This window comes from Streptomyces sp. NPDC040622 (genome assembly GCF_055593965.1).
In genome coordinates this window covers 1-25,828 of the sequence record NZ_JBVIXD010000028.1, presented here as the reverse complement: position 1 = coordinate 25,828, position 25,828 = coordinate 1, and the positions used below count along the sequence as shown (strand labels likewise).

At 73.2% G+C, this 25,828-nt stretch carries 28 protein-coding genes; 15 read left to right on the top strand and 13 right to left on the bottom strand.

Annotated features, from left to right (window positions below):
* Positions 1-42: 42 nt before the first annotated feature.
* Together ACZ592_RS39380 and ACZ592_RS39375 are read right to left on the bottom strand one after the other, a co-directional pair.
* Positions 43-732, bottom strand: coding sequence for a sulfotransferase family protein (locus tag ACZ592_RS39380; protein ID WP_471586577.1), 690 nt, complete (start codon positions 730-732; stop codon positions 43-45).
* 219 nt (positions 733-951) lie between these two features.
* Entirely contained in the window at positions 952-1,395 is a 444-nt protein-coding gene (locus ACZ592_RS39375; RefSeq protein ID WP_471586576.1) for a carboxymuconolactone decarboxylase family protein, read from the bottom strand.
* A 487-nt stretch (positions 1,396-1,882) separates the two neighbouring features.
* Between ACZ592_RS39375 and ACZ592_RS39370 the strand changes: the two genes are divergently transcribed.
* From ACZ592_RS39370 to ACZ592_RS39350, 5 genes are all read left to right on the top strand, one after another.
* On the top strand, positions 1,883-2,641 hold the full coding sequence (locus ACZ592_RS39370) for an SDR family oxidoreductase (RefSeq protein WP_471586575.1): 759 nt from the start codon (positions 1,883-1,885) through the stop codon (positions 2,639-2,641).
* 175 nt (positions 2,642-2,816) lie between these two features.
* A complete protein-coding gene (locus ACZ592_RS39365; RefSeq protein ID WP_471586574.1) occupies positions 2,817-3,155 on the top strand; it encodes a Rieske (2Fe-2S) protein in 339 nt (112 codons plus the stop codon).
* Between the two features lie 12 nt (positions 3,156-3,167).
* Entirely contained in the window at positions 3,168-3,911 is a 744-nt protein-coding gene (locus ACZ592_RS39360; protein ID WP_471586573.1) for a gamma-glutamyl-gamma-aminobutyrate hydrolase family protein, read from the top strand.
* A gap of 191 nt (positions 3,912-4,102) precedes the next feature.
* The gene (locus ACZ592_RS39355; RefSeq protein WP_471586572.1) at positions 4,103-5,881 is read left to right on the top strand and encodes an FAD-dependent monooxygenase; all 1,779 of its coding nucleotides are present in this window, start codon (positions 4,103-4,105) and stop codon (positions 5,879-5,881) included.
* A 135-nt stretch (positions 5,882-6,016) separates the two neighbouring features.
* Positions 6,017-6,859 carry an NmrA/HSCARG family protein gene (locus ACZ592_RS39350; RefSeq protein WP_471586571.1) on the top strand — a complete coding sequence of 281 codons (843 nt, stop codon included), beginning with the start codon at positions 6,017-6,019 and terminating at the stop codon, positions 6,857-6,859.
* Between the two features lie 96 nt (positions 6,860-6,955).
* On the opposite strand, the gene ACZ592_RS39345 is transcribed toward ACZ592_RS39350, so the two are convergent.
* A complete protein-coding gene (locus ACZ592_RS39345; RefSeq protein ID WP_471586570.1) occupies positions 6,956-7,732 on the bottom strand; it encodes an alpha/beta fold hydrolase in 777 nt (258 codons plus the stop codon).
* A gap of 268 nt (positions 7,733-8,000) precedes the next feature.
* Between ACZ592_RS39345 and hemG the strand changes: the two genes are divergently transcribed.
* From hemG to ACZ592_RS39330, 3 genes are all read left to right on the top strand, one after another.
* The gene (hemG, locus tag ACZ592_RS39340; RefSeq protein ID WP_471586569.1) at positions 8,001-9,464 is read left to right on the top strand and encodes a protoporphyrinogen oxidase; all 1,464 of its coding nucleotides are present in this window, start codon (positions 8,001-8,003) and stop codon (positions 9,462-9,464) included.
* 50 nt (positions 9,465-9,514) lie between these two features.
* Positions 9,515-10,123 (top strand): mycothiol-dependent nitroreductase Rv2466c family protein, encoded by a 609-nt coding sequence (locus tag ACZ592_RS39335; protein ID WP_471586568.1) that lies wholly within the window; start codon positions 9,515-9,517, stop codon positions 10,121-10,123.
* 135 nt (positions 10,124-10,258) lie between these two features.
* Positions 10,259-10,705, top strand: a complete 447-nt coding sequence (locus ACZ592_RS39330) for a YdeI/OmpD-associated family protein (protein WP_471586567.1) — start codon at positions 10,259-10,261, stop codon at positions 10,703-10,705.
* Between the two features lie 162 nt (positions 10,706-10,867).
* Here the strand turns inward: ACZ592_RS39330 and ACZ592_RS39325 are convergent, their stop codons facing one another.
* Complete coding sequence (locus tag ACZ592_RS39325; protein WP_471586566.1) at positions 10,868-12,052, bottom strand: PP2C family protein-serine/threonine phosphatase; 1,185 nt, start codon at positions 12,050-12,052, stop codon at positions 10,868-10,870.
* 230 nt (positions 12,053-12,282) lie between these two features.
* Here ACZ592_RS39325 and ACZ592_RS39320 point away from each other — a divergent pair, with 230 nt between their 5' ends.
* A complete protein-coding gene (locus ACZ592_RS39320) occupies positions 12,283-12,570 on the top strand; it encodes a hypothetical protein (RefSeq protein ID WP_471586565.1) in 288 nt (95 codons plus the stop codon).
* Positions 12,571-12,634: 64 nt separating this feature from the next.
* On the top strand, positions 12,635-13,006 hold the full coding sequence (locus ACZ592_RS39315; protein WP_471586564.1) for a hypothetical protein: 372 nt from the start codon (positions 12,635-12,637) through the stop codon (positions 13,004-13,006).
* A 76-nt stretch (positions 13,007-13,082) separates the two neighbouring features.
* On the opposite strand, the gene ACZ592_RS39310 is transcribed toward ACZ592_RS39315, so the two are convergent.
* On the bottom strand, positions 13,083-13,628 hold the full coding sequence (locus tag ACZ592_RS39310) for a ferritin-like domain-containing protein (protein WP_471586563.1): 546 nt from the start codon (positions 13,626-13,628) through the stop codon (positions 13,083-13,085).
* 322 nt (positions 13,629-13,950) lie between these two features.
* Positions 13,951-14,994, bottom strand: a complete 1,044-nt coding sequence (locus ACZ592_RS39305) for a GlxA family transcriptional regulator (RefSeq protein ID WP_471586562.1) — start codon at positions 14,992-14,994, stop codon at positions 13,951-13,953.
* A 129-nt stretch (positions 14,995-15,123) separates the two neighbouring features.
* Between ACZ592_RS39305 and ACZ592_RS39300 the strand changes: the two genes are divergently transcribed.
* Positions 15,124-16,062, top strand: coding sequence for an alpha/beta hydrolase (locus ACZ592_RS39300; RefSeq protein WP_471586561.1), 939 nt, complete (start codon positions 15,124-15,126; stop codon positions 16,060-16,062).
* A 110-nt stretch (positions 16,063-16,172) separates the two neighbouring features.
* Here ACZ592_RS39300 and fabG read toward each other — a convergent pair whose 3' ends face one another.
* Positions 16,173-16,877: a 3-oxoacyl-ACP reductase FabG gene (fabG, locus tag ACZ592_RS39295; protein WP_471586560.1), complete on the bottom strand. Its 705-nt coding sequence runs from the start codon at positions 16,875-16,877 to the stop codon at positions 16,173-16,175.
* A gap of 76 nt (positions 16,878-16,953) precedes the next feature.
* A complete protein-coding gene (locus ACZ592_RS39290) occupies positions 16,954-17,739 on the bottom strand; it encodes a helix-turn-helix domain-containing protein (protein WP_471586559.1) in 786 nt (261 codons plus the stop codon).
* A 169-nt stretch (positions 17,740-17,908) separates the two neighbouring features.
* On the opposite strand from ACZ592_RS39290, the gene ACZ592_RS39285 reads away from it, so the two are divergent.
* Positions 17,909-18,820 (top strand): helix-turn-helix domain-containing protein, encoded by a 912-nt coding sequence (locus ACZ592_RS39285; protein WP_471586558.1) that lies wholly within the window; start codon positions 17,909-17,911, stop codon positions 18,818-18,820.
* Between the two features lie 38 nt (positions 18,821-18,858).
* Here the strand turns inward: ACZ592_RS39285 and ACZ592_RS39280 are convergent, their stop codons facing one another.
* Positions 18,859-19,560, bottom strand: coding sequence for an esterase/lipase family protein (locus tag ACZ592_RS39280; protein WP_471586599.1), 702 nt, complete (start codon positions 19,558-19,560; stop codon positions 18,859-18,861).
* A gap of 161 nt (positions 19,561-19,721) precedes the next feature.
* Positions 19,722-20,195: a cupin domain-containing protein gene (locus ACZ592_RS39275; protein ID WP_471586557.1), complete on the bottom strand. Its 474-nt coding sequence runs from the start codon at positions 20,193-20,195 to the stop codon at positions 19,722-19,724.
* A gap of 266 nt (positions 20,196-20,461) precedes the next feature.
* Between ACZ592_RS39275 and ACZ592_RS39270 the strand changes: the two genes are divergently transcribed.
* Complete coding sequence (locus ACZ592_RS39270) at positions 20,462-21,910, top strand: multicopper oxidase family protein (RefSeq protein WP_471586556.1); 1,449 nt, start codon at positions 20,462-20,464, stop codon at positions 21,908-21,910.
* A gap of 74 nt (positions 21,911-21,984) precedes the next feature.
* Here ACZ592_RS39270 and ACZ592_RS39265 read toward each other — a convergent pair whose 3' ends face one another.
* Together ACZ592_RS39265 and sigJ (ACZ592_RS39260) are read right to left on the bottom strand one after the other, a co-directional pair.
* The gene (locus ACZ592_RS39265; protein ID WP_471586555.1) at positions 21,985-22,458 is read right to left on the bottom strand and encodes a carboxymuconolactone decarboxylase family protein; all 474 of its coding nucleotides are present in this window, start codon (positions 22,456-22,458) and stop codon (positions 21,985-21,987) included.
* 148 nt (positions 22,459-22,606) lie between these two features.
* Positions 22,607-23,542: an RNA polymerase sigma factor SigJ gene (sigJ, locus tag ACZ592_RS39260; protein ID WP_471586554.1), complete on the bottom strand. Its 936-nt coding sequence runs from the start codon at positions 23,540-23,542 to the stop codon at positions 22,607-22,609.
* A 163-nt stretch (positions 23,543-23,705) separates the two neighbouring features.
* On the opposite strand from sigJ (ACZ592_RS39260), the gene ACZ592_RS39255 reads away from it, so the two are divergent.
* On the top strand, positions 23,706-24,089 hold the full coding sequence (locus ACZ592_RS39255; RefSeq protein ID WP_471586553.1) for a nuclear transport factor 2 family protein: 384 nt from the start codon (positions 23,706-23,708) through the stop codon (positions 24,087-24,089).
* A gap of 110 nt (positions 24,090-24,199) precedes the next feature.
* On the opposite strand, the gene sigJ (ACZ592_RS39250) is transcribed toward ACZ592_RS39255, so the two are convergent.
* The gene (gene sigJ, locus ACZ592_RS39250) at positions 24,200-25,129 is read right to left on the bottom strand and encodes an RNA polymerase sigma factor SigJ (protein ID WP_471586552.1); all 930 of its coding nucleotides are present in this window, start codon (positions 25,127-25,129) and stop codon (positions 24,200-24,202) included.
* Positions 25,130-25,712: 583 nt separating this feature from the next.
* Here sigJ (ACZ592_RS39250) and ACZ592_RS39245 point away from each other — a divergent pair.
* The coding region (locus ACZ592_RS39245) for a flavodoxin domain-containing protein (protein WP_471586598.1) at positions 25,713-25,828 on the top strand (116 nt) is incomplete at its 3' end.

Sequence of the window (25,828 nt, the reverse complement as noted above, 5' to 3'; positions counted from 1 at the left end):
CGGCGCTCCGCGGGGGAATTGCAGAAGAAAGGGAGGGTGGTGTCAGTGCGCTCCGTCGGGTGTGAGCGGCGTGCCGGGTGCGGGCGGGCCGCCGGCGGCCATCTGCTGCATCCGCTCGCGCATGTTCGCGGTGGTGTTGGCGTGCGGGAACTCCCTGTCCGGCGCGTCGGCGCCCAGGAACGCGCACAGCGGCCCCCAGCCCTCCTTCACGTCGTAGACCAGGAGGTTGTCCGCGGGCACCGCGTCGATGATCTCGCGGTTGCGCCGGTGGTAGACCTCGATGGCCCGGTCCTTGTCGGAGAAGCGCCCCTCGAACAGCCCCTCCCAGGTCATGACGGTGGTCATGCGGTAGACCCGGGCCTGCCTGCTGCCGGGCTCGGGAGGGTTCTCCCGGTTCTTCAGGACGAACTGGTACAGCGTGTTGTAGGTGCTCTCGTACCAGCCCTCCGCGTCGCGCACCGTCAGGACGACCTTGGCGTCGGGGAACGCCTTGGTGATCTGCTGGTAGTAGAAGGAGGGCGGGCCGTCCACCGCGGAGGTGTACCCCTCGAACACCGCGTCCCAGTCGGCTTGTTGCCCGTCGCAGATGATGCGTTCCCACTGCTCCAGACGCTTCTCATCACCGACGATGTCGAACATGTGGTAGCAGGGGCCGTAACCGAGCTGTTCCAGTGCCACCTGCAGTGACGTGGTCCCGGTCCTGCCTAAACCGGCGTTGATGAGCTGCAACACGTGAGGTTCCTTCCCTCCGGCTGGGTGGTCGGCTGGGTGCGTGCGCTTTCGCAGGGGGCGCGGTGCCCTGTGCGGGGTGCGGCTGTCGCATCCCTCCCACGCGGGTGGTCCCGTTCGTCACTGCTATGACGCCCGGCGGCGCGGAGATGTGACAGGAGCTGGTCACCACAGCGCTCTGCGGTACGGCAGTTGGTGCCGCACCGGGTGTGCGGGGGCGGTTCAGCGCCAGGCCGCGGGCACCTGCCGGGTGGAGACGTTGATGCGGTTCCAGAGGTTGACCAGGCCGATGTGGATGACCAGGGAGGCGAGTTCCTCCTCGGTGTAGTGGGCGGCCGCCTCCTGCCAGACCTCGTCGGGCACCGCGTCCTCGCGGCCGGTGAGTTCGGTGACGTCCTCGGCCAGCGCCAGTGCGGCGCGCTCGGCGGGGCTGAAGCCGGCCGCCTCGCGCCATTCGGCGACCAGGGGCAGGCGTTCGTCCGCGGCCGCCTGCCCGAGGTCGTCGGGGATCGTGTAGATCCGGCCGTTGAGCTGGCTCACCCGCAGCCGGATGAGGTCGAGCGTCTGCTGCGGGACGCCGACCTTGCCGATGACCTGGGTCAGGTCGAGCAGGGGCTGCAGGGCGTCGGGGACGACCAGCGAAGGGTTGTTCATCCGGGGTGGCATCGGGGCGTCTCCTGTGGGTCGGGCCCGCGCCGTCGCCGCTTCGCCGCCTCCCGGCACGGGGCACGGGGGCGCGAAGGAGAGGCGGGGCGGGCAGCGGCGAGTGCCGGTGCACCAGGCTGCCGCCGCGCCCCGCGTCCTGCAAGTGGCCGCCGAACGGCCCGGGCCTGTCGTCGCACTCCTGCCTGCCCCGCGGCGCCCGGCACGCACCGGATGCCGCGGGCCCGTGCTCCGGGCGAGGGCAGGAGCGTGACGACAGGGCCGCGGCCCGCCGGGCGTGTTCGGCCCAAAGGCCCGCGGGTGCCCGGCCAGAAGGGTGCCGCGCGTGTTCGACCGCGAAGTTCGCGCAGTTGAACATCGCGTTCACGAGGGGCCCGCCGGGTGTGCTGCCCGATCTGTGTGAGTCTTCGATGCGCTGCGCCGCGCGTGCCCCACCCACCACCCACCACCTTCCCCTCCCCCGACGGCGGGGATGCCAGGGGAGCCAGGGATGCCAGGGACGACAGAAGGGACCACCGACGTGCCGGTCGAGAAGATCGCGCTCATCACGGGCGCCAACAAGGGCATCGGGCAGGAGACGGCCCGGCAGTTGGGCGAGCGGGGCGCCGTCGTCCTGATCGGCGCCCGGGACGAGGTGCGCGGCAAGCAGGCGAGCGCCCTGCTGGCCGAGCGCGGCATCACCGCGGTGCCGCTGCGCGTCGACGTGCGCGATGCGGACTGCGTGGCCCGGGCCGCGGCGTTCGTCGAGCAGCGCTACGGGCGGCTGGACATCCTGGTCAACAACGCCGGCATCGCCGGAGGGTTCACCGGGGCGCCCAGTCAGGCGACCGCCGGCGATCTGCGGGAGGTGTACGAGACCAACGTCTTCGGCGTGGTCACCGTGACCAACGCGATGCTGCCGCTGCTGCGCCGCGCCGAGGCCGGACGCATCGTCAACATGTCCAGCCATCTGGCGTCGCTGACCCTCAACGCCGATCCCGCCTCCCCGATGGCGCACGTCAACATGCTCGCCTACCAGTCCTCCAAGACGGCGCTCAACGCGATCACGCTCGCCTACGCCAAGGAGCTGCGGGACACCCCGGTCAAGGTGAACGCGGCCCATCCCGGCGTGGTGGCCACGGACATCAACGGCCACCGCGGGCAGCGCACCGCGGCCCAGGGTGCCGTGATCGCGGTCCGTCTCGCACTGCTGGACGCCGCCGGCCCCTCGGGGGCCTCGCTGTCGCAGGACGGCCCGGTGCCCTGGTAGCGGCCCGCGCCGGCGGGCGTGCGGCGGGCGTCCGGCCGGCCGGGCGCTCCGATGAACCTCGTCCTCTGCTCGGCTCATCCTCGAGAGCCGGGCCCGAGCGTGAGGCCCGGCGCGTGAGATCCGGCGCGTGCAATCCGGGAGATACCGGACCCGATGCGGGAGGAGAGCGGGAGCGATGAGCTTCATCAAGGTGTGTCCGGTGGACAAGATCCCGGCGCAGGGTGCGCTCGCGGTGGAGGTCGGCGACGAGCCGGTCGCCCTGGTGCGCAGGGACGAGGCGGTGTACGCGGTCAGTGACCTGTGCTCGCACGCCGAGGTCTCGCTGGCCGAGGGGGAGGTCTACGGCACGACGATCGAGTGCTGGCTGCACGGGTCGTGCTTCGACCTGCGCACCGGCCGGCCCGTCAACCCGCCGGCGACCCGGCCGATCGCCACCTACCGGGTGAAGGTCGAGGACGGCTTCGTCTTCGTGGCGCCGGAGCCCGTCGAGCACGGACCAGGGACCAACGACTAGGGGCAGGTAGTCATGACGTCAGCGCAGTCAGCCGGGCCGGCGGCCGGGCGGCCGGCCCCGCCGGTCATCGGGATCACGGCCCGCACGGTGCCGGTCACCATCCAGGGCACCGACATGGTGGTGAGCCTCTCGCTCCAGTCGCACGTGGACTTCCTGGCCGCCGCGGGCTGCATCCCGGTGGTGATCCCGCTGCGGCCCGGCAACGAGGAGATCCTCGGCGGCCTCCAGGGCCTGCTGGTCCCGGGCGGCCCGGACATCGACCCGGAGCTGTACGGGCAGCACCGCCACCCCACGACCCGAGGCGGCAGCCCCGGGACGGACCGCGCCGAACTCTCCCTGATCGGCGCCGCGCTGGAGAGCGGGCTGCCGCTGCTCGCCATCTGCCGCGGCATGCAGCTGCTCAACGTGCGCTGCGGGGGCACCCTGCACCAGCATCTGCCGGAGGTCACCGGCAACGACGCCCACCGCCCGCAGTCCGACACCTTCGAGTTCGGCCGGCACCCCCTGGACGTGCGCGCCGGCAGCCACATCGCGCGGATCTTCGGCGGCGACACCGCCAAGACGGCCTGCCACCACCACCAGGCCCTGGACCGCATCGGCGCCGGCCTGACCGTCACCGCCCGCACGCCGGACCGTGTCGTCGAGGCCGTCGAGGCACCCGGCCACCCCTTCGCCGTCGGCGTGCAGTGGGAGGCCGGCCAGACCGAGGACGACCGTCTGCACCGGGCGCTGGCCGACGCGGCCCGGCGCCGCTGAACCGTCCGGCGGGATCCACCCGTCATCGACCGGGACTAAAGAGCCCCTGGTCACGCTTCGCAGCATCTCGGATCAGAACGCTCGGATCGCAAGTGCACGGACGCACACGACACATTCCGTGTCGCCTTTCATCCCCGGCACATTCGGCAGTCCCCATGAGCGTGTGACTGTCACCTTCCGGAAGGACAACAATGGGAGCAGTCGAGGTTCCGGTTCTTATCGTGGGCGGTGGCGGATGCGGTCTTGCCGCCTCCAACTTCCTGTCCGACCACGGTGTGGGCCATCTGCTCGTCGAACGGCACGCGGAGACCGCGCACGTGCCGAAGGCGCACTACCTCAATCAGCGCACGATGGAGATATTCCGTCAGCACGGTCTCGACGGGCCGATGGTGGAGCAGGGGGCGCCCCTGGAACTGTTCGGGAAGCTTCGCTGGGTGACCTCGCTCGCCGGGGACCGGCCGATGGACGCGCAACAGATCCATGAGATCGACGCCTTCGGCGGCGGCTCGCTGCGCGAGCGGTACGCGGCGGCCGGCCCCGTCCTGCCGGTCAAGCTGCCGCAGGTGCGCCTGGAGCCGCTGCTGCGCGCCACCGCCGAGGAACGCAATCCCGGGCGCGTCCTGTTCGGCCACGAGATGGTCTCCTTCACCGACGAGGGCGACCGGGTGGTCGCCGAGATCCGCGAGCGCGCCACCGGGGAGACGACCACGGTCAGCGCGCGCTACCTGATCGGGGCCGACGGCGGGCGCACCGTCGGTGACGCCCTGGGCATCGAGATGCAGGGCGTGCACGGCCTGCTCGACGTGACGACCGCGTACTTCACCGCCGACCTGTCGCAGTGGTGGGGCGAGGGCACCCTGCTGACCCACCTGCTCAACCCCTACGACCCGGACCTGTGCAGCAACCTCATCGAGATGGGGCCCAGCTGGGGCAAGGCCTGCGAGGAGTGGGTCCTGCACTTCCCCCCGATGGACCCCGACCGGATGGATGCCGAGGCGGTCACCGCCCGGGTGCGTGAACTGCTGGGCCTGCCCGGCCTGGAGCTGGACCTGCACCACGTGACGAACTGGACCGTGCAGGCGCTGGTCGCCGAGCACTACCGCAAGGGGCGGGTGCTGCTGGCCGGCGACTCCGCGCACCGCCAGCCGCCCACCGTGGGCCTGGGCCTGAACTCCGGCATCCAGGACGCCCACAACCTGGCGTGGAAACTGGCCGCGGTGCTCGGCGGCCACGCCGACGACTCCTTCCTTGACACCTACGAGGCCGAGCGGCGTCCCGTGTGCCAGCTCAACGTCGACTGGGCGGTGTCCGCGGCCTCCCACCACCAGGCCGTCCTGAACACCGTGGGCCTTGGCCCCAACGCCCCCGCCCAGCGCAGGCAGCGGATGTTCGCCGCCTACTTCGAGCAGTCCCCCATCGGCGAGGTGGTGCGGGCCAGGACCGCGGAGATCCTGGACACCCACCGCGCGGGCTGCCAGGCGCACGACTTCGAGATCGGCTTCAACTACGAACAGGGGGCGCTGGTCCCCGACGGCAGCAGTCCCCCGGCGCGGGTGCCCCTGCGCGACGTGTACCGGCCCACGACCCGGCCCGGGCACCGGCTGCCGCACGCGTGGCTCGAGCAGGACGGCCGGCGCCTGTCGACCCACGACCTGACCGGCTCCCCGGCCCGGTTCGTGCTGCTCACCGGAGCCGACGGGCACGCGTGGGCGGAGGCGGCCGCGCAGGTGGCCGAGAAGCTGTCCCTGGCCATCCACGCGGTCCGTATCGGCCCGGGCGCGCCGTACACCGACGTCGACGGCGGCTGGGAGCGCGTGCGCGAGGTCGCCGGGGACGGCGCCGTCCTGGTGCGCCCCGACAACCACGTGGCGTGGCGCAGCACGGGCGCCGCGGAGAATCCGGCGGACCTCCTGGCGAACGCGTTCTCCCGCATTCTCGATCACCGTTCCGGCGGCGGTTCCGCTTCCTGATCTCGAAGAAAGGTGAAAGGGGCGGGGGTTGAAAAGCCCCTCCCCTTTCACGGCACCCCCGGGCAGGCCGGGACAACCTATCGGCGAGGCAATGGACTTCGGAGGAATACGGTGGCGGTAGACGGAGCAGTCCTGGTGCTGGGCGGAACCGGCCGGCAGGGCGGCGCGACGGCCCGCGAGCTGCTGGCCCGGGGGCAGGTCGTGCACGCCCTGGTACGTGATCCGCAGGCCCCCGCGGCGCTCGCCCTCCAGGCGGCCGGTGCGGTGCTCGTGCGCGGCGACCTGGAGGACCGGGCCTCGCTGCGCGCGGCGATGCGGCCGGTCCAGGGCGTGTTCAGCGTCCAGACGTTCCGGGGCCCGGGCGGTGTCGACGCGGAGGAGCGGCAGGGCAAGGCGGTGGCCGATGCCGCCGCCGAGGCGGGCGTGTCCCACTTCGTGTACAGCTCGGTGGGCGGCGCGGAACGCTGCGAGAGCATCCCGCACTTCCGCAGCAAGTGGAACATCGAGCAGCACATCCACAAGCTCGGTCTGCCGGCGACGGTGCTGCGGCCGACCATGTTCTACGACGTCCTCCTGGATCTCGGCCCCCGGCTGGCCGGGGGCGAGCTGGTCCTTGGCCTGTGGCTGCGGCCCGAGGTCCCGGTGCAGATCATCGCGACCGGCGACATCGGCGCGTTCGCCGCGGACGCCTTGACCGACCGGGCCGGCTGGCTGGGCCGGCAGGTCGAGATCGCCGGTGCCGAGCTGACCGGCCCGCAGATCGCCGAGGCGTTCGGGCGGGTGGCCGGTGTCCCGGCCCGCTACGAGCAGCGCTCCTTCGGGCCGCTGCGCGCGAGCCGCGGGGACCTGGCCGCCATGTTCGACTGGCTCGACAACGAGGGCTACCGCGCCGACCTGGCCGCGCTGCGCCGCACGCGGCCCGCTCTCATCAGCCTGGAGAGCTGGCTGCGGAGCAACTGGACCGTCCCCGTGGCCTAGGGCGGACGCCTGGGGCAGAGCGCGTGAGGTGTGCGCGGGTGCGACCGGGTCGCCGGCCGGGGCCGGGGTCCGGTCGCACCCGCGCGGGCCCTCTTTTCAGGTGGTGGTGAACCCGGCCAGGACCCGGCCCAGGATGTCGGTGTCGATGCGGTGCCACGATCCGGGCAGTTGCATCCCCCAGCCGCTGGGCAGGGCGGCCGCGGTGGCCCGGGCCGCGTCCCGCAGCCAGTCGCCGGTCGCGTCGCTGTTGAGGACCAGCGCCGGGGTCGACAGGGTGGCCAGGCGCTCGGCGGGCACCTCGAAGTCGCCCAGGATGGCCGTGTCGTAGAGCAGGGTGTGGGCGTGGGCCTCGTTCGCCGCCCACAGGGGGGCCTTGCGCCAGTCGGCGATGGTCTCGGGGCTCAGTCCCAGCAGTTCGCGCAGCCAGTACTCGGCGCTCTCGCCGCGCCGGTCCTGGGCGAGCAGCGCCCGCAGGGTGTCCATGCAGTCGGCCGGGGGCTTGGGGTGCGGGGCGGGGCGGAAGTACGGCTCGTGCAGCGCGAGTCTGCTGATCGGCACGCCGGCCAGGGCCGCTTCCAGGGCCAGGTTCGCGCCGGTGGAGCCGGCGAAGACGACCGCCTGCCCGCCGGCGTCGTCGATGACGGCCGCGAGGTCCTCGATCTCGCGCTCGACGGCGTACTGGGGAGAGTCGCCGCTCTGTCCCCTGCCCCGGCGGTCGTAGACGTGGACGGTGCAGTGCGGCGCCAGCTCCGGGACCAGCGCGTCGAAGATGGTGTGATCACGGAACGCGCCGTTCAGCAGCACGATCGGCGGGCCCTCGCCGGTGCTGCGACAGGCGATCGTCGTGCCGTCCCGGGAAACGACCTTCCGCATGCCGACCACTCTCCTCAGGCTCTGTGGGTGTGTTGTCGCAGCGGTAACGTCCAGCGCTCCGGTCGACAGCGGGTCGAGGATGAATCGGATACGGCACCGGGGCCACGCATCCTCGTATGACAGAACGTCAAGAACCCTTGACCCGGGGGAAGTTGGCGCCCTGGAGGCCTGTTGTCCGGGCCGGATCCCGGGTCGACCCTCGCTCGACCGGGACTATCGGCGCCTCTTCACAATTGGTGCGACACCGTATCCATGAAGGAGCAGGTCAATGGCGGACAACGAAGTGGCTCAGGCGGGTACGGCCCCGCATGTGGTCGTCGTCGGGGGCGGCGTGGCGGGTCTGGCAGCGGCGTTCTTCCTGCGCGAGGAGGCGGTGCGGGTGACCGTCCTGGAGGGCTCCTCCCGGCTGGGCGGGCAGCTGGCCGTCTCGGAACTGGCGGGCGTCGTCATCGACGAGGGTGCGGAGTCGACCTACGCCCGGCGCCCCAAGACCGCCCGGCTGCTCCGGGCGGCCGGCCTGGAGGACCAGGTCGTGGCCGCGGGCACCAAGTCGATGGCGCTCTGGAGCGGGGGCCGGCTGCGCCCGCCGCTGGACCGCCAGTTCATGGGCGTGCCCTGCGACATGGACGAGCTCGCCACCTCCGGCATCCTGTCCCGGGCCGGGGTGGCCCGGGCGCGCGAAGACCTGACACGGGCGCGGAGCGGGCCGGAGCAGGACGTCTCGGTCGCGGACATGGTCGGCGGACGGATGGGCCGTGAGGTCGTGGAGCGCCTGGTGGACCCGTTCCTGTCCGACGCCTACTTCGGCCGGGCCGGCGAACTGTCCTTCCAGGCCACACTCACCCCGCTGGTCGGTGCGGCCCGCCGGCGCGCCTCGCTCGCCGAGGCGGCCGGAGCACTGCTCCCGGACCCTCCGGCGCCGGGACAGCAGCCCACCACCGGCATCTCCACCCTGGCCCGGGGGCTCGGCTCGCTGCCCCAGGTCCTCGCGGACGGCCTGCTCGCCGCGTCCCCGCACTCGGCGGTGCGCACCGGGACCACGGTGGAGCGCCTGGAGCGCCGTGAGCACGGCTGGCGGGTCACCGCCGGCGCCGGCGCCGGCCAGGAGCACCTCGACGCGGACGCCGTCATCCTGGCCGTGCCCGCCGGCCCGGCCGGCCGGCTGCTCGCCGAGCTGCCCGGCAGCGCCCCGGCCACCACGGCGCTCGCCGAGATCCCCTACGCCGGGTCCGTGATCATCACGCTCGCCTTCCCCCGGCAGGCACTTGACGCGGTACGCGCCCTGGGCCACAGCGGCTACCGGGTGCCCGCGGTGGACGGGCGGGCCCTGAAGGTCGTCACGTTCTCCACCGTGAAGTGGCCGCACCTGGCGGGCGAGGTGGACATCGTGCGCTGCCAGGCGGGAGGCAGCGGCGGCCAGGACCTGCTGCGGCGCGAGGACGCCGACCTCGTCGCGCTCGCCGCCCGTGAGGTCGCCGGGGCCACCGGGGTGAGCGGGACGCCGCTGGCCGCACGGGTGAGCCGGTGGGAGGAGGCGGTGCCGCAGTACACGGTCGGGCACCTGGAGCGGGTGCGGCGCATCCGTGCGGGGGTCGCCGGCCAGGCGGGCCTCGCGGTGTGCGGCGCCGCCTACGACGGCGTCGGCGTCGGCCAGTGCGTGGCCAGTGCCCTCACGGCCGTCCAAGAGGTGCTCGGCGCGCTGCCCGCCCACGCCAGTGCCGCCTCGGCATGACGGGGCCGCGCCCCGCCGCAAGGACAGCGATCCCGGCAGAGGAGACTGATGTGCCCCAGGGCGAAGTGACCCCCGTCGACTTCTGGTTCGACCCGCAGTGCCCGTGGGCGTGGATCGCCTCGCGGTGGATCCACGAGGTGGCCCGCCGGCGGCCCCTGGACATCCGCTGGCACGTGATGAGCCTGGCGGTCCTCAACCAGGGACGCGACATGCCGCACAAGTACCGCCAGGGGCTGGGACTTGGCCCGGTGCGGGTCTGCGTGGCCGCCGGGCAGAAGTACGGCCCCCAGGTCCTTGGCCGGCTCTACACCGAACTGGGCACCCGCTACCACCACCACAAGGCGCCCAAGGACCAAGCCACCCTGGAGGCCGCCCTGGAGGCGGCGGGACTGGACCGCGCCCTGGCCGCGGCGATGGACTCCACCGAGTACGACGGCGCGCTGCACGCCTCCCACCACGCCGGCATGGACCAGGTCGGCCAGGACGTCGGCACTCCCGTGATCGCCGTGGACGGCAACGCGTTCTTCGGCCCGGTGGTCACTCCCGTCCCCCGCGGCGAGGCCGCGGCCAGGCTCTGGGACGGCGTGCTCCTGGTCACCGCGACGGACGGGTTCTTCGAGCTCAAGCGCACCCGCGACCGCAAGCCGTCCTTCGACTGACGCGCCCCGGCCCGCGGCCGTGCCACACCGATGGTGGCGAATCCCCGCCCCCCGGGCGCCCGCCCCCGTCAGGATGTGACCGACACGGTCACCCGCGAGCCGGCAGGAGCCGGCGCACGCCGACAGGAGCAGCTGATGAAGTTCCGAACCCACGTCGAGCCCCCGGAGCCCATGCGGGGCCTGGAAGTTCCCGCGGAGGTCGTGGAGAAGCTCGGCGGAGGCAAACGGCCGGCGGTGACCATCACGGTGGGCGGGCACTCCTGGAACAGCCGGCTCGCGATCATGCGGGGCCGCCACCTGATCGGCTTCAGCAAGGCCAACCGGGAGGCCGCCGGCGTGGAGACCGGCGAGGAGGTCGAGGTCGACCTGGTCCTGGACACCGAACCCCGTGTCCTGGTCGAACCGCCCGACTTCGTCGAGGCCCTGGACGCCGACCCGATCGCCCGCAAGGTCTACGACCGGCTCTCGCCCAGCCGCAAGCGGGCGCACGTGCACGCCATCGAGAGCGCGAAGAAGCCCGAGACGCGCCTGAAGCGGATCGAGAAGGCGGTGGCGGCGCTGCGCGAGGAGGCATTCGCCTGAGGCGCGGCGGGAGGGCGTCCCGCCGCGCGGTTCAGCGGCCCTTGCGCGACTTCATGTACCAGGCGGCTGCGACGGCGAGGACGACGAGGACGAGGAGGATCTTCATGCTTCTCGGCTCCCCCCGATCCCGGCGGACATGCCTGCCCGCCGGGCACCGCGTTCTCAGACCCTCCGCCCGGGCGGCCGCCACTCGATCATGAGGATGGTGGCGTCGTCGCGGAGCCGGTCGCTCTGCGCGTCCAGGACCGAGTGGATGAGCCGGCGCAGGGTCTCCGGCGCCACCTCCCCCGCCGAGGTGGCGCGGATGACGGAGTCGGCGAACCGTTCCAGGCCGAACTCGGTGCCGTCGCCCAGCCGCGCCTCGGTCAGGCCGTCGGTGTAGAGCAGGACGCGGTCGCCGGGCTCCAGCGTCGTCTCGTGCAGCTGGCGCTCCCCGCTGCGAAAGTCCGCGGAGAAGCCCAGCGGCGGGTCGGGTTCGCGTTCCAGGGCGCCCTCGACGAGCCGGCCGTCGCGGATCAGCAGCGGCGGCGGATGCCCGCAGTTGCTCCAGCGCAGCACCCCGCCGACCAGGTCGAGGCGGGTGAGCACGCCCGTGCAGAACTGGTCGGGCAGCCACTGCCCCAGCGCCGCGTCCACCGAATCCAGCAGCTCGGGCAGGTCGGCTCCGGTGCGCCGGCCGTTGCGGCAGGCGGCCAGCGCGACCGCCGTGGTCAGGCCGGAGAGCAGGTTGTGGCCCATCGCGTCGACGATCGTGGCGTGCAGGTCCGTCCGGGTGAGGCAGTGGTCGAAGGCGTCGCCGCCGATCTCGTAGGCGGGCTCCAGCACCGCGGTCGAGACGACGTGGGCGTTGCCGATGGTGCGCGGCGGCAGGAAGGCGCGGAGCATCTCCGCCGGCAGCTGCATGGGCTCGACGCGGGTGCGCTGGACGACGGTGTCCTTGTACGCGCGCTTGGAGGTGATCGTCATCGCGAGCAGTGCGGCCAGCGCCCGGCCGCGGCGCAGCAGCGGGGCGTCCAGGCACGGTGCGTGCACGGCGAGCACGCCCAGGCGTTCGGCGCCGTCCAGCAGGGGCAGCCAGGCCGTCATGCCGGCCGGCGGGGACTCCTCCACGTGCAGGGCCAGGGTGCGGTAGGCCCAGCCGGCCAGCGAGCCGTCCACGGCCAGGGCGGTGCCGTCGTCGTTCAGGGGGACCAGCCGGCGCTGCTGGAGGTCGGCGAGGTAGACCGCCACCTGGGGCAGTCCCAGGGCCGACGCGCTGCGGGCGACGGCGGTGGACAGGTCCAGTACGGCGCTGTCCGGGTCCGCGAGGAATTCCTCGAGTCCGCCCGACGGCTCCGGTGCCGGCACGTCGTCTCCCTTCCCCGCGGGGCTGCTGTGCGACACGAGCAGTCTCACACCGCCTCGCCGGGCACGCCCGGCACGGCGGTGCCCCCCCGCTCGCCGATCCGGCGCGGGTGGTCCACGGTGATCAGTACGAGTTGTCCGGCCCTGCGCGGGTACCTGCACACCGGCTCCGCAAGGGCCGGCGCCCATGGCCGGGCACCCGCTTTCGGAGCCGACGCTCGAGAGGAGACATCGTGAGTGAACAGGTACCGGCGTCCCCCGGCGCGGACGGCAGCACGCCGATCCCCAGGGACCCGCCCGACCAGCAGGCCGACGGGTCCCAGGACCCCTGGGAGCTGGCGGAGAACGCGGGCAGCGCGAAGAACACAGACGCCAAGGACGGCGGCACGGACGGCAGTACGGGTGAGAGGGCCTCGGACGACGTGCCCGACACCGACGAGGCCGGCACCGGCCGGCGCGGCGAGGGCCCGGACGCCGACGCCCTCTCCGAGGACCCCCGGCCCGAGGAGCCCTCGGGCTGAGGGCACGGCGGTACGGCCCAGCACAGCAGCACGGCACAGCGGTTGCGGAAGGAAGGGAACGACGGTGAGTGGTGCGCACGAACCCCCGGCGCGGGTCACGGTGGAGCTGAGCGGCGAGGCGGACGACGCCGGGAGCGTCTTCGCCGTCCTGGGGGCGGCCTTCGCCTCGGACCGCACCGGCGGCCCGGCGCCGGAAGGGGCGGGGCACGCCGCGCCCACCGTGTGGAGCGGCGTGTTCGACACCGCGCGCCCGGCGGGCGGCGGTCCGGGCTCCGCGCCGAAGCTGAGCGGGCCGGTGAGCGCCGATGTGCAGGGCGGCTACGTCGCGGTCGACCAGATCGTCACGGTCCTCTCGGCGGCGTTCGCCGTCACCGAGGAGGGCTCGGCCCCGGGCGACCAGGAGAAGGACGTGCACCTGCGCCTGGAGAGCCGCTGACGGCGGCCGGGCGCCGGCGGGCGGCCCCGGCGGTCACGGCGCACCGTGCCGCCGGGGCGGCCGCCGCCGGGGGCGCTCACGCCTTGCGGTCGCCCGGGATGCGCTCCAGCAGGCCGCGCAGGTCGTCGGCGTGCTCCTCCTCCTGGGCCAGGAGTTCCTCGAAGACGCGCCGGGTGGTGGGGTCGCCCTCGCCCAGCCACTGGGCGATCTCGGTGTAGGCGGCCACCGCGACGCGTTCGGCGACCAGGTCCTCCCTGATCATCTCGATCAGGTCGGTGCTGGCGTCGTACTCCGCGTGGGCCCGGGAGGTGAGGGTGTCGGGGTTGAAGTCCGGCTCGCCGCCCAGCTGCACGATCCGCTGCGCCAGCTTGTCGGCGTGCTCCTGCTCCTCCTGGGCGTGCTCCAGGAACTCCGCGGCCACCGGCTCGGAGTAGAGCCCGGAGGCGGTGTAGTAGTGCCGCTTGTAGCGCAGCGTGCAGACGATCTCCGTGGCGAGGGCCTCGTTGAGCACGACCAGGACGCGCTCCAGGTCCGCCCCGTAGGCGTCGGTCACCGGGCCCTTCTCGATCTGCTGGCGGGCCCGCTCGCGGATGGTCTTGATGTCGGTCAGGAACTCGGCCATGGCAACTGTTCTCCTCGGTGAACGACACGGCGGTCCGTACGGCGGGCCGCCGATCTTGACCGTACCCATTTATCCCGTTTCGTCCCGCAGGTGTGTCACGGCACGCGGCGCGCGGCGGCCGCGGGGAGGGCCGGGTGGCCACCGTGCGACCGCGCCCGGACCGGTCCGGGCAGCCGGCCCGGACCACCGGTAGGGGCCGGGGCGCGGCGGGGGGGGCCGGGGCGGCTGTCCGGATTCGCACTGCGCAGCAGCCGGCGGCGCCCCCGGACCGACGACTGGCTGATTCCGTCCTACCGTCAGGTTCGCTTCGCTGCGGACGGCCTCACGGGCCTGCGGAGCGGACCCGCCGGTCCTCGGAGAGGGGCGGCGCGAAGGCGGTGGCGGTGGCGGTGGCGGCCGAGCGGAAGGCCCTGCGGTAGGCGGACGGGGTGATGTCCAGGGCGGTGCGCATGTGCTGCCGCAGGTTGGTGCCGCTGCCCAGGCCGGCCCTGGCGGCGATGTCGTCGACAGGCAGTTCCGTCGACTCCAGCAGATGGCGTACGTGTGCCAGGCGGGCCGAGGCGAGCCATTCGGCCGGGGAGAGTCCGGTCTCCTGCCGGAAGCGCCTGGTGAAGGTCCGCACGCTCATGTGGCAGTGGGCCGCGAGGTCGTTGAGGGACAGCCGCCGGTCCAGGTGTTGCGTCATCAGCGTCCGCGCCCCGGCCGTCGAGGTGCCCGCGTCCTCCCGGACCGGGTGCTCGACGTACTGTGCCTGCCCTCCGTCTCTCATGGGCGCGACGACGTTGTACCGCGCCACCCGGTTCGCCACGGAACTGCCGTGGTCCTCCCGGACCAGGTGCAGGCACAGGTCGATGGCGGCCGCGCCGCCGGCTGACGTCAGGATCCCGCGGTCGGCGATGTAGAGCGGGTCGGTGTCGAGGTCGACTGCGGGAAAGAGCCGCCTGAACTGCTGCGCATAGCGCCAGTGGGTCGCGGCCCGGCGGTCTTCCAGCAGGCCGGCGGCCGCCAGTACGAACGAGCCGGTGCACAGGGACACCACCCGGGCGCGGCGCCGGGCCGCACGGCGCAGCGCTTCGGCGACGGAGGCGTCCACCACGCCGGCGTCCAGCACCTCCGGGCAGCGGGTGCCGGCGACGATCACCGTGTCGGCGTGCTCCAGCAGGGACAGGTCGCCCTGCGGCGTGACGCCGTACCCGTTCACCGTCGGTACCGGGGAGCCGTCCGGGGTGAGGGTGCGCACCTCGTAGGCCGCGGCACCCGCGCGGGTCTCGACCGCGGCGAGCATCTGGGCCGGGATGCTCAGGTCGAAGGCCACCACCGGCGCGAGGGCCAGGACGGCCACATGATGCGGTGCCGCAACAGTCATGGCCCAATAGTTGCACATAGTGGCTCCCGGGCCACTTCTGTGCCGCTGGTGATCGGCAGAGACTGAGATCAGTTCCGCACAGCAGACCGGGCAGCACCCGGTCGAACACCCGGAAGGTGCCCGTCAGCCATGACTGCTCCCGCTGTCGATCCCGAGATCCAGACCCTGCTCGACACCGCCGACACCGGTGTCTTCCCCGTCCAGGGCCTGGACGCCGTCCTGGCCGACCCCCAGCGCTACGCGCTGCTGCGCGCCCGCCCCGACACCCCCGTCGACGACCAGGTCACGGTGCGAGACCTGTACATCCCCGGCCCCGCGGGACAACTGCGGCTGCGCGTCTACCGCCCCGACACCACCGAAGACCTGCCGATGATCCTCTACGTGCACGGCGGCGCCTTCACCTACGGATCCCCCGAGGCCGAAGAGGGACGCTCCCTGCGCTACGCCCGCGACGCCCACGCCGTCGTCGTCTCCGTCGACTACCGCCTGGCCCCCGAACACCCCTTCCCGGCCGCAGCCGACGACGCCTACGCCGCCCTGACCTGGATCGCCGACAACCCGGCCGAACTCGGCGGAGACCCGACACGCATCGCGGTGGCCGGCGGCAGCGCCGGCGGGAACATCGCCGCCTCCACCGTGCTGCGCGCCCGCGACCAGGCGGGCCCGCACCTGCTCTTCCAGTCCCTGACCTACCCCAGCCTCGACGGCAGTCTCACCAGCGCCTCGGCACGGGAGTTCACCGATACCCCGGTCTTCAACCGGGGCGCGCTGGAACTGGCCGTGCAGTACTACGCCAAGGACGGCCGCACCGACCCGTACGCCTTCCCGATCCGTGCCGGCGATCTCAGCGGCCTGCCGCCCGCCTACATCGCCGTGGCCGAGATCGACCCGCTGCGCGACGAGGGCCGCGACTACGCCGCACGCCTGTCCGCCGCCGGCGTCACCACCGAACTCGTCCAGGTCCCCGGCGCCGTCCACGGCTTCGACCTCCTCTTCCCCCAGGCCCGCATCAGCGAACGCAACCTCACCGACCAGGTACGCACGCTGCGCGACGCCCTCCACCCCTGAGAGGGCGTTCCGGCCGGCCCGGCCGGAAGGCATGCAAGCAGCGCAGCGCCGTCGAGCGGTGCGTCAACCGCTCGCGCCTCTTCTCCGCGCGCGGCTCCCGACGCAACCGGCTAGTGCCCCATGGCCGCGCCGCCGTCGACCGGCAGGACGGCGCCGGTGATGTAGCCGGCCTGGGGCGAGGCGAGGAAGGCGATGGCGGCGGCCGTCTCCTCGGGGGCGCCCAGGCGGCCCAGCGGGATCTGGCCGAGCATGTGCTCGCGCTGCTCGTCGCCGAGCGTTCTGATCATGTCGGTGTCGGTCAGGCCGGGGGCCACGACGTTGAAGGTGATGTTGCGCGGGCCCAGTTCGCGGGCCATGGAGCGGGCGAATCCGACCAGTGCGGCCTTGGAGGCGGCGTAGTTGGCCTGGCCGCTCTCGCCGCGCAGGCCCACCGCGGAGGAGACCAGGACCACGCGGCCCGACCGGGCGCGGAGCATGGCCCGGCTGGCGCGTTTGACGGCCCGGAAGGTGCCGGTGAGGTTGGTGTCCAGGACGGCGGTGAAGTCGTCCTCGCTCATCCGCATCAGGAGCCGGTCGCGGGTGATGCCGGCGCAGCACACCAGGACCTCGACGGGTCCGTGGGCCTGTTCGGCGGTGGTGAAGGCGGCCTCGACCTGGGCGGTGTCGGTGACGTCGCAGCGGATGGCGAGCAGTCCCTCGGGGGCCCGGGTGCTGTGGTGGGTGACGGCGACGCGGTCGCCGGCCGCCGCGAGGGCGCGGGCGGCGGCCAGGCCGATGCCGCGGCTGCCGCCGGTGATGAGAACGGAACGGGGCACGGGTGGGCCTCTCTGCCGGGAGCGGGGAGACGGGCGCGCCGGGACCGGCGTGCCCAGGGCGATGGGACCGGTGCGCTCAGGGCGCCGGGCGGTGCTCGCCGGGGCAGGCCAGCCGGCGGCCGATGCGGGCCGCGCTGTCCCGCACGGCGGCGGCCAGGCTCTCCTGGGCGGGCCGGCCGCGCAGTTCGGCGTGGCGCACCAGCAGGCTCACCGCCCCGGCCACCACCGCGCCCCGCCACACGGGGGCGGCCACCACGTCGTGGCCGGGCAGCGGGCTGGCGCTGACGGCGTGGCCCGTCTCACGGATGCGGGCCGTGCGCGGGTGGGCGGGGGCGGCACCGTCCAGGGCGGCCTGGATGACCCACCCGGAGGCGTCCGTGGTCAGGGGCGCGCGCCACAGCGCCTCCAGTGCCGCTCGAGGAGCGGACAGCAGGCTGGGGGCGTGCGGGCCCAGCGCCCGCTGCGCCTGCACGCGCAGCGCGGGGCCCATCAGCAGCGGCACGTAGGCCACCGCGCTGTGCCCGGTGCGCGCCTGCAGGCCGGTCAGTTCGGTTCGCAGGGCGGTGGCTCCCGGGCCGGACGGGGTGTCGGCGCCGCCCCGGGGGAATTCGGAGAAGAGATGCGGTGGCTGGGCGAGGGCGTAGCGGCCGCGCGGTCCCTGGCGGGTCAGCGCCCGCGCGTCGACCAGCGCTTGGACGTAGCGGTGGGTGGTGGGTGCGGGCAGGTCCGCCCGGGCGGCGATCGCGCCCAGGGAGTGGGCGCCGGGGCCCAGTTGGCGTACCGCCCGCAGGACGGCGAGGGTGCGGCGCACCGCCCCTTCGGGGTGCTCGGGCGCCGGCGTGCCAAGAGCGTTGCGCGGCACGGTGCACACCCCCTGACGGCCAGGAAGGACCGCGGCGTTCGCGCCGTGGCCGGATTCGGTCCGTCATTGTCGGCGTGCACCGCGGCCGAGTACCAGGAACGGTTTCTTCCTGTCCGTGAGTTTCAGGAAATCCCGCTTCCGGTAAGCGGCGCGGGTGCGGGGGTGTGCGGTGGACAATAAGGCGGCGCTGCGGCGGTTGCTGCGGTGGAAGCGGGGCCAGCTGGACCCGGCGGCGCTGGGCCTGCGTCCGGCCAGCGGCCGGGGCCGCCGGGCGCCTGGCCTCTCCCAGGCCCAGGTCGCCCAGCTCCTGTACGTGTCCGAGCGCACCTACGCCCAGCTGGAGCGCGGCGAGATGCCCTCCCCCGCCGCCGACTTCCTGGACCGGGTCTGCGGGGTCCTGCGCCTGGAGGAGGCCGAGCGGACGGCGGTGTACGTCTATGCCCTGGGCCACGAGCCGCCGCGCCCGCAGGACCCGCTGGCCGGGCAGCACATCCACGCGGCCTGGCAGGAGGCGGTGCGGGGCGTGACCAGCGGGCCCTGCTACATCAACGACGTCGCCTGGAACCTGCTGGCCTGCAACGACGCCTTCGTGCGGATGTTTCCGCGCGCCCCGGGCGCCGACCCGGCCGTCCCCGAGCGCAACCTGATGCGCTACATGCTGCTCCAGGAGGCGGCGCGCGAGCACCACTTGGTGGACTGGGCGGAGCGCTGGGCCCGGCCGCTGAGCGCCCAGCTGCGCAATGCCGTGGCCCAGTACCCGGACAACGAGGACCTGCAGGACCTGGACAAGGACGTCGACGCCGACCCGGTGGCGGGGCCCATCTACCGCAGCCACCCGGTGACCTACGTCCAGACCAGCGGCGCCACCCGCCCGATCCGCTCCCCCCTGCCCGCCGGACAGGACCGGGAGGACGGACAGGACAGACAGGACGGGGAGGACGGGTACGGGCGGTGCTGCGAGGGGCACGTGCCCTCCAGGACCGGCGACGTGACGATGTGCGTGGCGACGCCGCTGGGCTCGCCCGGCGCCCGGTTCTTCATCCTGCTCTTCGAACCCCACCGGCCCGCCGGCCCCGCCTGAGCCGCGCCCTCCCGCCGTCCGGGCAGGGGCGGAGTGGGTCAGGGGGCGGTCAGGAAGTCCTGCACGCCGCGGGAGACGCCGTCGTCGCCCAGCAGGTCGTTGTGGGCCAGACAGCCGGCCGCGTGGTTGGCGGCGCCGGTCAGCGGGACGCTGTTGTCGGGGTTGATGACCTCGTCGCAGTTCGACCACCACGTCGCGTAGGCCACCGGGCCCGGCGTCTCGTCGCCCTGGGCGAGCCGGTCGGCGACGTAGGAACCCGGGGTCATGTCCCGGCAGGCCTGGGACCACAGGGCGCAGGCCCAGGCGGTGCTGGTGCCGTGGTTGGGCCCGGCCAGGGAGACCCAGCGGGCGACCGTGGAGGTGCCGCCGGCGAACTTGACGTACCAGCGGGTGACCAGGCTGCCGAAGGAGTGGGCCACCAGGTCGACGCGGTCGGCGCCGGTGCGGGCGCGCACCTGGGCGACGTAGTCGGCCAGCTGGCCCGCGAGGTCCTCGTTGACCGAGAGGCTGGTGTCGTAGCCGAAGGAGAACAGTTCGTCCGCGCCGTAGCCGGCGGCCGTCAGGTCCTGGCGCAGGGCGCCCCACACGCCGGGGTCGGCGTTGTAGCCGTGCACGAACACGACCGGGCGGTGGGCGGCTGCCGGGGCCCGGCCGGGCGCGGCGTGCGCGGCGGGCGCCAGTACGGCGAGCACGCACAGACAGCCGAGCAGGCGCCCCAGGGTGCGCACCGTCTTCACCATCGACACAGGGTTCTCCTCACCGGGCGCGGCAGGGCTCTCACCCAGGCGTCCGCGCGGGCGCGGGGACGCCCGGGTGATTGTGGGGGCCGGTGGCGCAGATGAGAAGAGTCCGGCCGGCGGCGCCTTCTCTCTCCCCCCGGGGCACGGCCGGCCGGGTGCGGTCAGCCGGGTGCGGTCAGCGGCGTCCCGCAGCGGGCGCAGTAGCGGTCCTCCCGGCCCCCGGCCAGGTACCCGCAGCCGGCACAGACCCGCTCCAGCAGACAGGCCGGTTCGCCGGGGCTCTCGCCGCGGGGCGGGCGGCGGCGGGCGCCGGTGCTGGTGTAGGTCAGTCCCTGCGGGCCCGCGCGCAGCGAGCGCGGGGTGGGTGCGGGCAGCCAGGCCAGTGCGCCGGGCGCCAACTGCCGTACCTCCGGGGGCAGGTGGAGCTCGCCGCTGCCGGCCAGTACGGTCAGCAGCACCCCGTGGACGCTGCCGGTGCGCTCGTCGACCTCCGCGCCGGGGGCCAGCCGGACGACGACGGCGTCCAGGTCGCGCCCCGGGCCGCCCAGCGTCCACACGACGCTGATCCGTCCGGGTCCGGCGGCCACCGTCTGCTCGGGGCCGGCGAAGAGCGGGCCGTCGGGGCTCTCGTTCATGGGGGTTCCTCCGGCGCGGTCGGGGGTGGGGGCGGTGTGCCGCATCCGCCGTGCCCGGCGCGGCCATGGCCGCGCCACCTGGGCGACAGCCTGCCGCAACGCGGGGCCCGCGGCCCCGAGCAGACCCGAGCGTGCCTCGAGCCGTCCCTGATCAACTACTGCTGGCACCAGACGGCTTGACGCTGGAGCGCCCCCTTTTGACCGGAGGGGGCGCCGTCGTCGTGTGGCTGCCCCACTTTCTTTTTCCCTTACTTAGGAGGGCAACCATGGTCACCCGACGCCGTCTGCTCGGCACAGGGCTCGCCGCCGCGGGCGTAGGGCTCACCGGGGCGTCATTCACCCCCCTGCTCGCCGTGGACCCCGCCCAGGCAAGCCCGCCCGCCGAGGCGGCCGCGCCCGAGCTGTTCGCCGTTCCCATGCCCAAGATGTCGGTGCTCAAGCCCGCGTTCACCACCGCGGTGGCCGATCACTACGAAGTCACCATGCGCCGGGTCCGCAAGGAGATCCTGCCCGGCATCCAGACCGAGCTGCTGACCTACGACGGGAACTTCCCCGGCGCGACCATCCGGGCCCGCGCAGGACGCCCCGTGATCGTGCGTCAGCGCAACCAGCTGGACGTGGCCACCTCGGTGCACCTGCACGGCGCCTCGGTCAGCCAGGCCAACGACGGCGACCCGATGGACACCCTGGCCCCCGGCGGCGAGCGCCTGTACACCTATCCCAACAAGCAGTCGCACGCCTCGCTCTGGTACCACGACCACGCCCACCACATGGAGTCGGAGAACGTCTACCGCGGGCTGCACGGCAGTTACCTGCTGACCGACGGCGTCGAGGAGAAGCTGCCGCTGCCCAAGGGCGAGTACGACGTGGTGGTCGGGATCCGCGACGCGCGGTTCGACGCGGCCGGGCAGCTGGCGTACACGATGGACGACCAGCAGCGCTCCACACTGCTGGTCAACGGCGCGCCCTACCCGTATTTCCAGGTCGCGGCCCGCAAGTACCGGCTGCGGTTCGCCAACATGTCCAACCAGCGCTTCTTCGGCCTGCGGCTGGCCGACGGCGGCGAGATGGTCCAGATCGGCTCGGACGGCGGTCTGCTGCCGCGTCCGCACCCCACCGACATGCTCACCCTCTCGCCGGGCGAACGCATCGACGTCGTCGTGGACTTCTCCCGCTACGCGGTGGGCCAGAAGGTGGTGCTGGAGAACACCATCATCTTCGCCGGCACCCCCGAGCAGGTCGGCCAGGTGATGCGTTTCGACGTGGTGCGCACGGCCGCGGACTCCAGTTCGGTGCCCGCGGTGCTGCGCTCCCTGCCGGCGCTGCCCACGCCGACCAACCAGCGCACCATCACGATGCTCATGGACGAGGGCGTCGCGCACCCCAAGGGGTACATGGACGGCAAGGTCTACGACCCCGCGCGGGTGGACTCCCACATCCGCTTCGGTGCCAGCGAGGTCTGGACGGTCACCAACGCCAACCCGCGCGTGCCGCACAACTTCCACATGCACCTGGTGCAGTTCCGGGTGCTCGAGCGGGGCGGGAAGCCGCCGGCGCCCGGTGAGTCCGGCCTGAAGGACACGGTGATCGTCGCGCCGGGCGAGACGGTCAAGCTCCAGGCGACCTTCGACACCTTCAAGGGCTCCTACGTGTACCACTGCCACATGCTCGACCACTCGGCCATGGGCATGATGGCCACCATGAAGATCAGCTGAGGCGGGGCTGCCCGCGGCCCTCCGGCCGCGGGCAGCGCTCCCCTCCCCTTGCGGGGGGGGAGGGCTGGTGGCGGCTAGCCGAACTGGCCGACCCGGTAGTCGCCGGCGGGCTTTTGGACCAGGACGTTCACGCGGTTGAAGGCGTTGATGAGGGCGATCTGGGAGACCAGGACCGCCAGCTGGTCCTGGTCGTAGTGGCGGGCGGCGTTCTGCCAGACCTCGTCCGTGACCCCGCCGGCCGCGTCGGCGATCCGGGTGCCCTGCTCGGTCAGCTCCAGCGCCGCGCGCTCGGCCTCGGTGAAGACGGTGGCCTCGCGCCAGGCGGCGACCAGGTTGAGGCGCACCGCGCTCTCCCCGGCGTGCGCGGCCTCCTTGGTGTGGATGTCGATGCAGAAGCCGCAGCCGTTGATCTGGCTCGCGCGCAGCCTCACCAGTTCCAGGGTCGCCGCCGGCACCGTCGCGTCCGCGGCCGCTTTCCCCGCCGCGGTCAGGTGCTTGAGGAACGTGGCCGAGACCGGGTTGTCGAAGAGGTTCAGGCGGGCGTCCATGTCGGGCTCCTCTGTCGTGCTGGTGCGTACACAGCTCTGACGAAATAGCCCCGCAAAATGTGACACGAACCCATGTGACCTGCGGTGTCGCACCCGGCCCGGCCGCCCCGGCCCGGCCGCGCGCGGGCGGGCCGGGGCGGGGCGGGGGTCAGGCCGCGGTCGTCCAGGGGCGGAGCTTTTCGGGGTTGCGCACCGCCCACAGGTGCTTGATGCGGTCGCCGGCGAAGTCGAAGGCCAGGACCGAGACGGTGACGCCGTCCTGCTGGACCACCAGGCCGGGCTCGCCGTTGACGGTGCGCTCCAGGATGGTCAGGTCGGGGACCTTGCCGGTGATGGTGACCAGGTAGTGCGCGATCTGCTCGCTGCCTCCGGTGGGGGGTGCGGCGTTGACCAGGCCGCCGCCGTCGGCAAGGCCCGTGGCGTCGGGGTCCAGGAGGCTGATGAGGGCGCCGATGTCCTTGGCCTCCCAGGCCTGCTTGAAGTCCCGCACGATGCCGGCCCGCTGGGCGGTGGCGGTGGCGGGGGCCTGCTGGGCGCCGCGCAGGCGGCGCCGGGCGGAGGAGGCCAGCTGGCGGCAGGCGGCCGGGCTGCGGCCCACGCTCTCGGCGACCTCGGCGAAGGAGTAGCGAAAGACGTCGTGCAGGATGAACGCGACCCGCTCGGCGGGGGTCATGGACTCCAGGACGACCAGGAAGGCCATGTTGACCGACTCGTCCAGGGTGATGCGGTCGGCCGGGTCGGCCACCGCGCCGGTGCGCCCGCTGATCCACTCCGTGTGGTCGGGCAGCGGCTCGGGGATCCACTCCCCCACGTAGCGCTCGCGCCGGGCGCGGGCCGAGCCGAGCAGGTCCAGGCAGATGCGGCTGGCGACGGTGGTCAGCCAGCCGCCAGGGGAGGCCACCGCCTCGCGCTGCGGGCGGGACATCGCGTACCAGCGGGCGTAGGCCTCCTGCACGACGTCCTCGGCATCGGCCAGGGAGCCCAGGAAGCGGTACGCGAGGTTGATCAGCTGACGCCGCTCGCTCAGGACCGTGCTCAGGCCCGCCTCGAGCTGTCCGTCTTCCGGCTCGGTCTGCGTCCTCATCGTCTCGCGTGCTCCTTTGGCCGAAAATGCCGTCGTGACTACGACGAGACAGCTGCCGTGAATGTGAGGCGGCCCTGCCCGTTTCGCCGTCCTTGCGGGGTACGGGTGCGGACTTCTGGCGGTATTCCAGTGCTCTCCTAGGCGTATCCCATAGTCATGTGACATGAGCAAACACAAAGCCATCGTTGAGCGGTACCGCGACGGGGTCCTCAGCGGCGACCACGAGCAGGTCCTGGCCCTGGTGACCGACGACGTCGTGTGGGAGAGCCTGGGGCAGCTCAGTGTCCGGGGCAAGGACGCGCTGCGCGGGGTCATCCAGAACAAGGACGGGGTGGTCGACAAGGACATCGTCCAGCGTCCGACGCTGACCGTGGACCGGCTGATCGAGGAGGGCGACACCGTGGTCGCCACCGGCCGTGCCGGCCTGCCCCTGCCGGGCGGTGCGACGGCGGAGTTCCTCTTCTGCGACGTGTTCACCTTCGTCGGCGACGCGATCAGTCACCTGGAGAGTTACAAGGTCAGCCTCGGCGGCCCGCCGAAGGGCTGAGTCCCCCGCCCGCCACCGGAGTCCGGCGCGGCCCAGGCCGTGCCGGGCTCAGTGGCGTCCGCGACAGGCCGCCCCGGGGCGGGAGTTGCCCCCCCGGGGGCGGGTGCGGGTCAGTCGGCCGTCCAGGGGCGCAGCTTCTCGGGGTTGCGCACGGCCCAGATGTGCGTGATCCGGTCACCGGCGAAGTCGAAGGCCAGGACCGAGACGGTGACGCCGTCCTGCTGGGCGACCAGGCCGGGCTGGCCGTTGACGGTGCGCTCCAGGATGGTGAGGTCCGGGGCCCGCCCGGCGACGTCGGCGAAGACGTGGGCGATCTCCTGGCCGCCGGTGACGGGGCGCAGTTGGGCGCTGACCAGGCCGCCGCCGTCGGCGATCGTGGTGGCGTCGGGGTCGAGCAGGCCGATCAGGGCCTCGATGTCCTTGGCCTCCCAGGCCTGTTTGAAGTCCCGTACGAGGTCGGCGCGTCGGGCGGTGGCGGTGGGGGCCTGCGCGGTGGCGATGCGGCGGCGGGCGGAGGAGGCCAGCTGGCGGCAGGCGGCCGGGCTGCGGCCGACGATCTCGGCGACCTCGGTGAAGGCGTAGTGGAAGACGTCGTGCAGGATGAACGCGACCCGCTCGGCGGGGGTCATGGAGTCCAGGACGACCAGGAAGGCCATGTTGACCGACTCGTCCAGGGTGATGCGGTCGGCCGGGTCCGTGGTCACGGCGGTGCGTCCGCTGATCCACTCCATGCGGTCGGGCAGCGGCTCGGGGATCCACTCCCCCACGTAGCGCTCGCGCCGGGCGCGGGCCGAGCCGAGCAGGTCCAGGCAGATGCGGCTGGCCACCCGGGTCAGCCAGCCGCCGGGCGCGGCGACGGCGTCCCGCTGCTCCTCGGACATGGCGTACCAGCGGGCGTAGGTCTCCTGCACGACGTCCTCGGCATCGGCCAGGGAGCCCAGGAAGCGGTACGCGAGGTTGATCAGCTGGCGCCGCTCGCTCAGCACGGCGCTCAGGCCCGGTTCGAGCCGGCTGTCCTCCGGCCCGGAATGCATGCTCATGGTGTCGCCAACTCCCTCGGCTGCGGCCTGGCTTCACCAGTTGGTGTCGCCAACTCCCTTGGCTGCGCCGTGGCTTCGCCAGTTCGATGAGGCATCGCACTGAAGGTGGCGCGCGTCACCTCACATTACAACGGGCTGTGTCGTCGTACTGGTGGAGATCGAATTCCCGCCGGGCTCCATCCCCCGGTCGTCCGGGGGGAAATCGGCGCTCCCTGTCCCGGCTCCGTCCTGGAGCCCCGTTCGTCATCTGTGAGGAGAATGCGCGTGAACCCCACCACGATTCGCGGATCACCAGCCGGCCGGCCGGGCGCGGCTTCGGGGACCGGCCGCAGGGTGCAACCGGACCGGTCCCCCACGTCCGGCGCCCGCGGCCGGTGAGGGCCGCGCGGGCGCCGGTCCGCGGGGGTGCCGTGCGGGCCGACCGGGCCTGCGGCGCCCCGCGGAAGGGACCTTCGGGACTGCCCGCACGGCATTTTTTGTCTTTCTTTACCGAATGTGTTGTCCAGGGTGCCCGGCCGTTCTGCCGCGGCCGGCCGCATCCGCTGTACCACCCGATAGAGCACGCAAAGAAAAGGACACAGCTGTGGAATCTGTGAACGTTGCAATCATCTATTACAGTGCGACCGGCAACGTGCACACGCTGGCTCAGGCGGTGGCCGAGGGCGCGGAGAAGGCCGGTGCGAACGTGCGGCTGCGCAC

What these genes read in the sequence shown, in the direction of transcription:
- ACZ592_RS39375 (WP_471586576.1), bottom strand. Translation starts at nt 1,395, where the DNA reads ATGCCACCCCGGATGAACAACCCTTCGCTGGTCGTCCCCGACGCCCTG.
- ACZ592_RS39370 (WP_471586575.1), top strand. Translation starts at nt 1,883, where the DNA reads ATGCCAGGGACGACAGAAGGGACCACCGACGTGCCGGTCGAGAAGATC.
- ACZ592_RS39365 (WP_471586574.1), top strand. Translation starts at nt 2,817, where the DNA reads ATGAGCTTCATCAAGGTGTGTCCGGTGGACAAGATCCCGGCGCAGGGT.
- ACZ592_RS39360 (WP_471586573.1), top strand. Translation starts at nt 3,168, where the DNA reads ATGACGTCAGCGCAGTCAGCCGGGCCGGCGGCCGGGCGGCCGGCCCCG.
- ACZ592_RS39355 (WP_471586572.1), top strand. Translation starts at nt 4,103, where the DNA reads ATGGGAGCAGTCGAGGTTCCGGTTCTTATCGTGGGCGGTGGCGGATGC.
- ACZ592_RS39345 (WP_471586570.1), bottom strand. Translation starts at nt 7,732, where the DNA reads ATGCGGAAGGTCGTTTCCCGGGACGGCACGACGATCGCCTGTCGCAGC.
- hemG (WP_471586569.1), top strand. Translation starts at nt 8,001, where the DNA reads ATGGCGGACAACGAAGTGGCTCAGGCGGGTACGGCCCCGCATGTGGTC.
- ACZ592_RS39330 (WP_471586567.1), top strand. Translation starts at nt 10,259, where the DNA reads ATGAAGTTCCGAACCCACGTCGAGCCCCCGGAGCCCATGCGGGGCCTG.
- ACZ592_RS39310 (WP_471586563.1), bottom strand. Translation starts at nt 13,628, where the DNA reads ATGGCCGAGTTCCTGACCGACATCAAGACCATCCGCGAGCGGGCCCGC.
- ACZ592_RS39305 (WP_471586562.1), bottom strand. Translation starts at nt 14,994, where the DNA reads ATGACTGTTGCGGCACCGCATCATGTGGCCGTCCTGGCCCTCGCGCCG.
- ACZ592_RS39300 (WP_471586561.1), top strand. Translation starts at nt 15,124, where the DNA reads ATGACTGCTCCCGCTGTCGATCCCGAGATCCAGACCCTGCTCGACACC.
- ACZ592_RS39280 (WP_471586599.1), bottom strand. Translation starts at nt 19,560, where the DNA reads ATGGTGAAGACGGTGCGCACCCTGGGGCGCCTGCTCGGCTGTCTGTGC.
- ACZ592_RS39275 (WP_471586557.1), bottom strand. Translation starts at nt 20,195, where the DNA reads ATGAACGAGAGCCCCGACGGCCCGCTCTTCGCCGGCCCCGAGCAGACG.
- ACZ592_RS39270 (WP_471586556.1), top strand. Translation starts at nt 20,462, where the DNA reads ATGGTCACCCGACGCCGTCTGCTCGGCACAGGGCTCGCCGCCGCGGGC.
- ACZ592_RS39265 (WP_471586555.1), bottom strand. Translation starts at nt 22,458, where the DNA reads ATGGACGCCCGCCTGAACCTCTTCGACAACCCGGTCTCGGCCACGTTC.
- sigJ (WP_471586554.1), bottom strand. Translation starts at nt 23,542, where the DNA reads ATGAGGACGCAGACCGAGCCGGAAGACGGACAGCTCGAGGCGGGCCTG.
- ACZ592_RS39255 (WP_471586553.1), top strand. Translation starts at nt 23,706, where the DNA reads ATGAGCAAACACAAAGCCATCGTTGAGCGGTACCGCGACGGGGTCCTC.
- sigJ (WP_471586552.1), bottom strand. Translation starts at nt 25,129, where the DNA reads ATGAGCATGCATTCCGGGCCGGAGGACAGCCGGCTCGAACCGGGCCTG.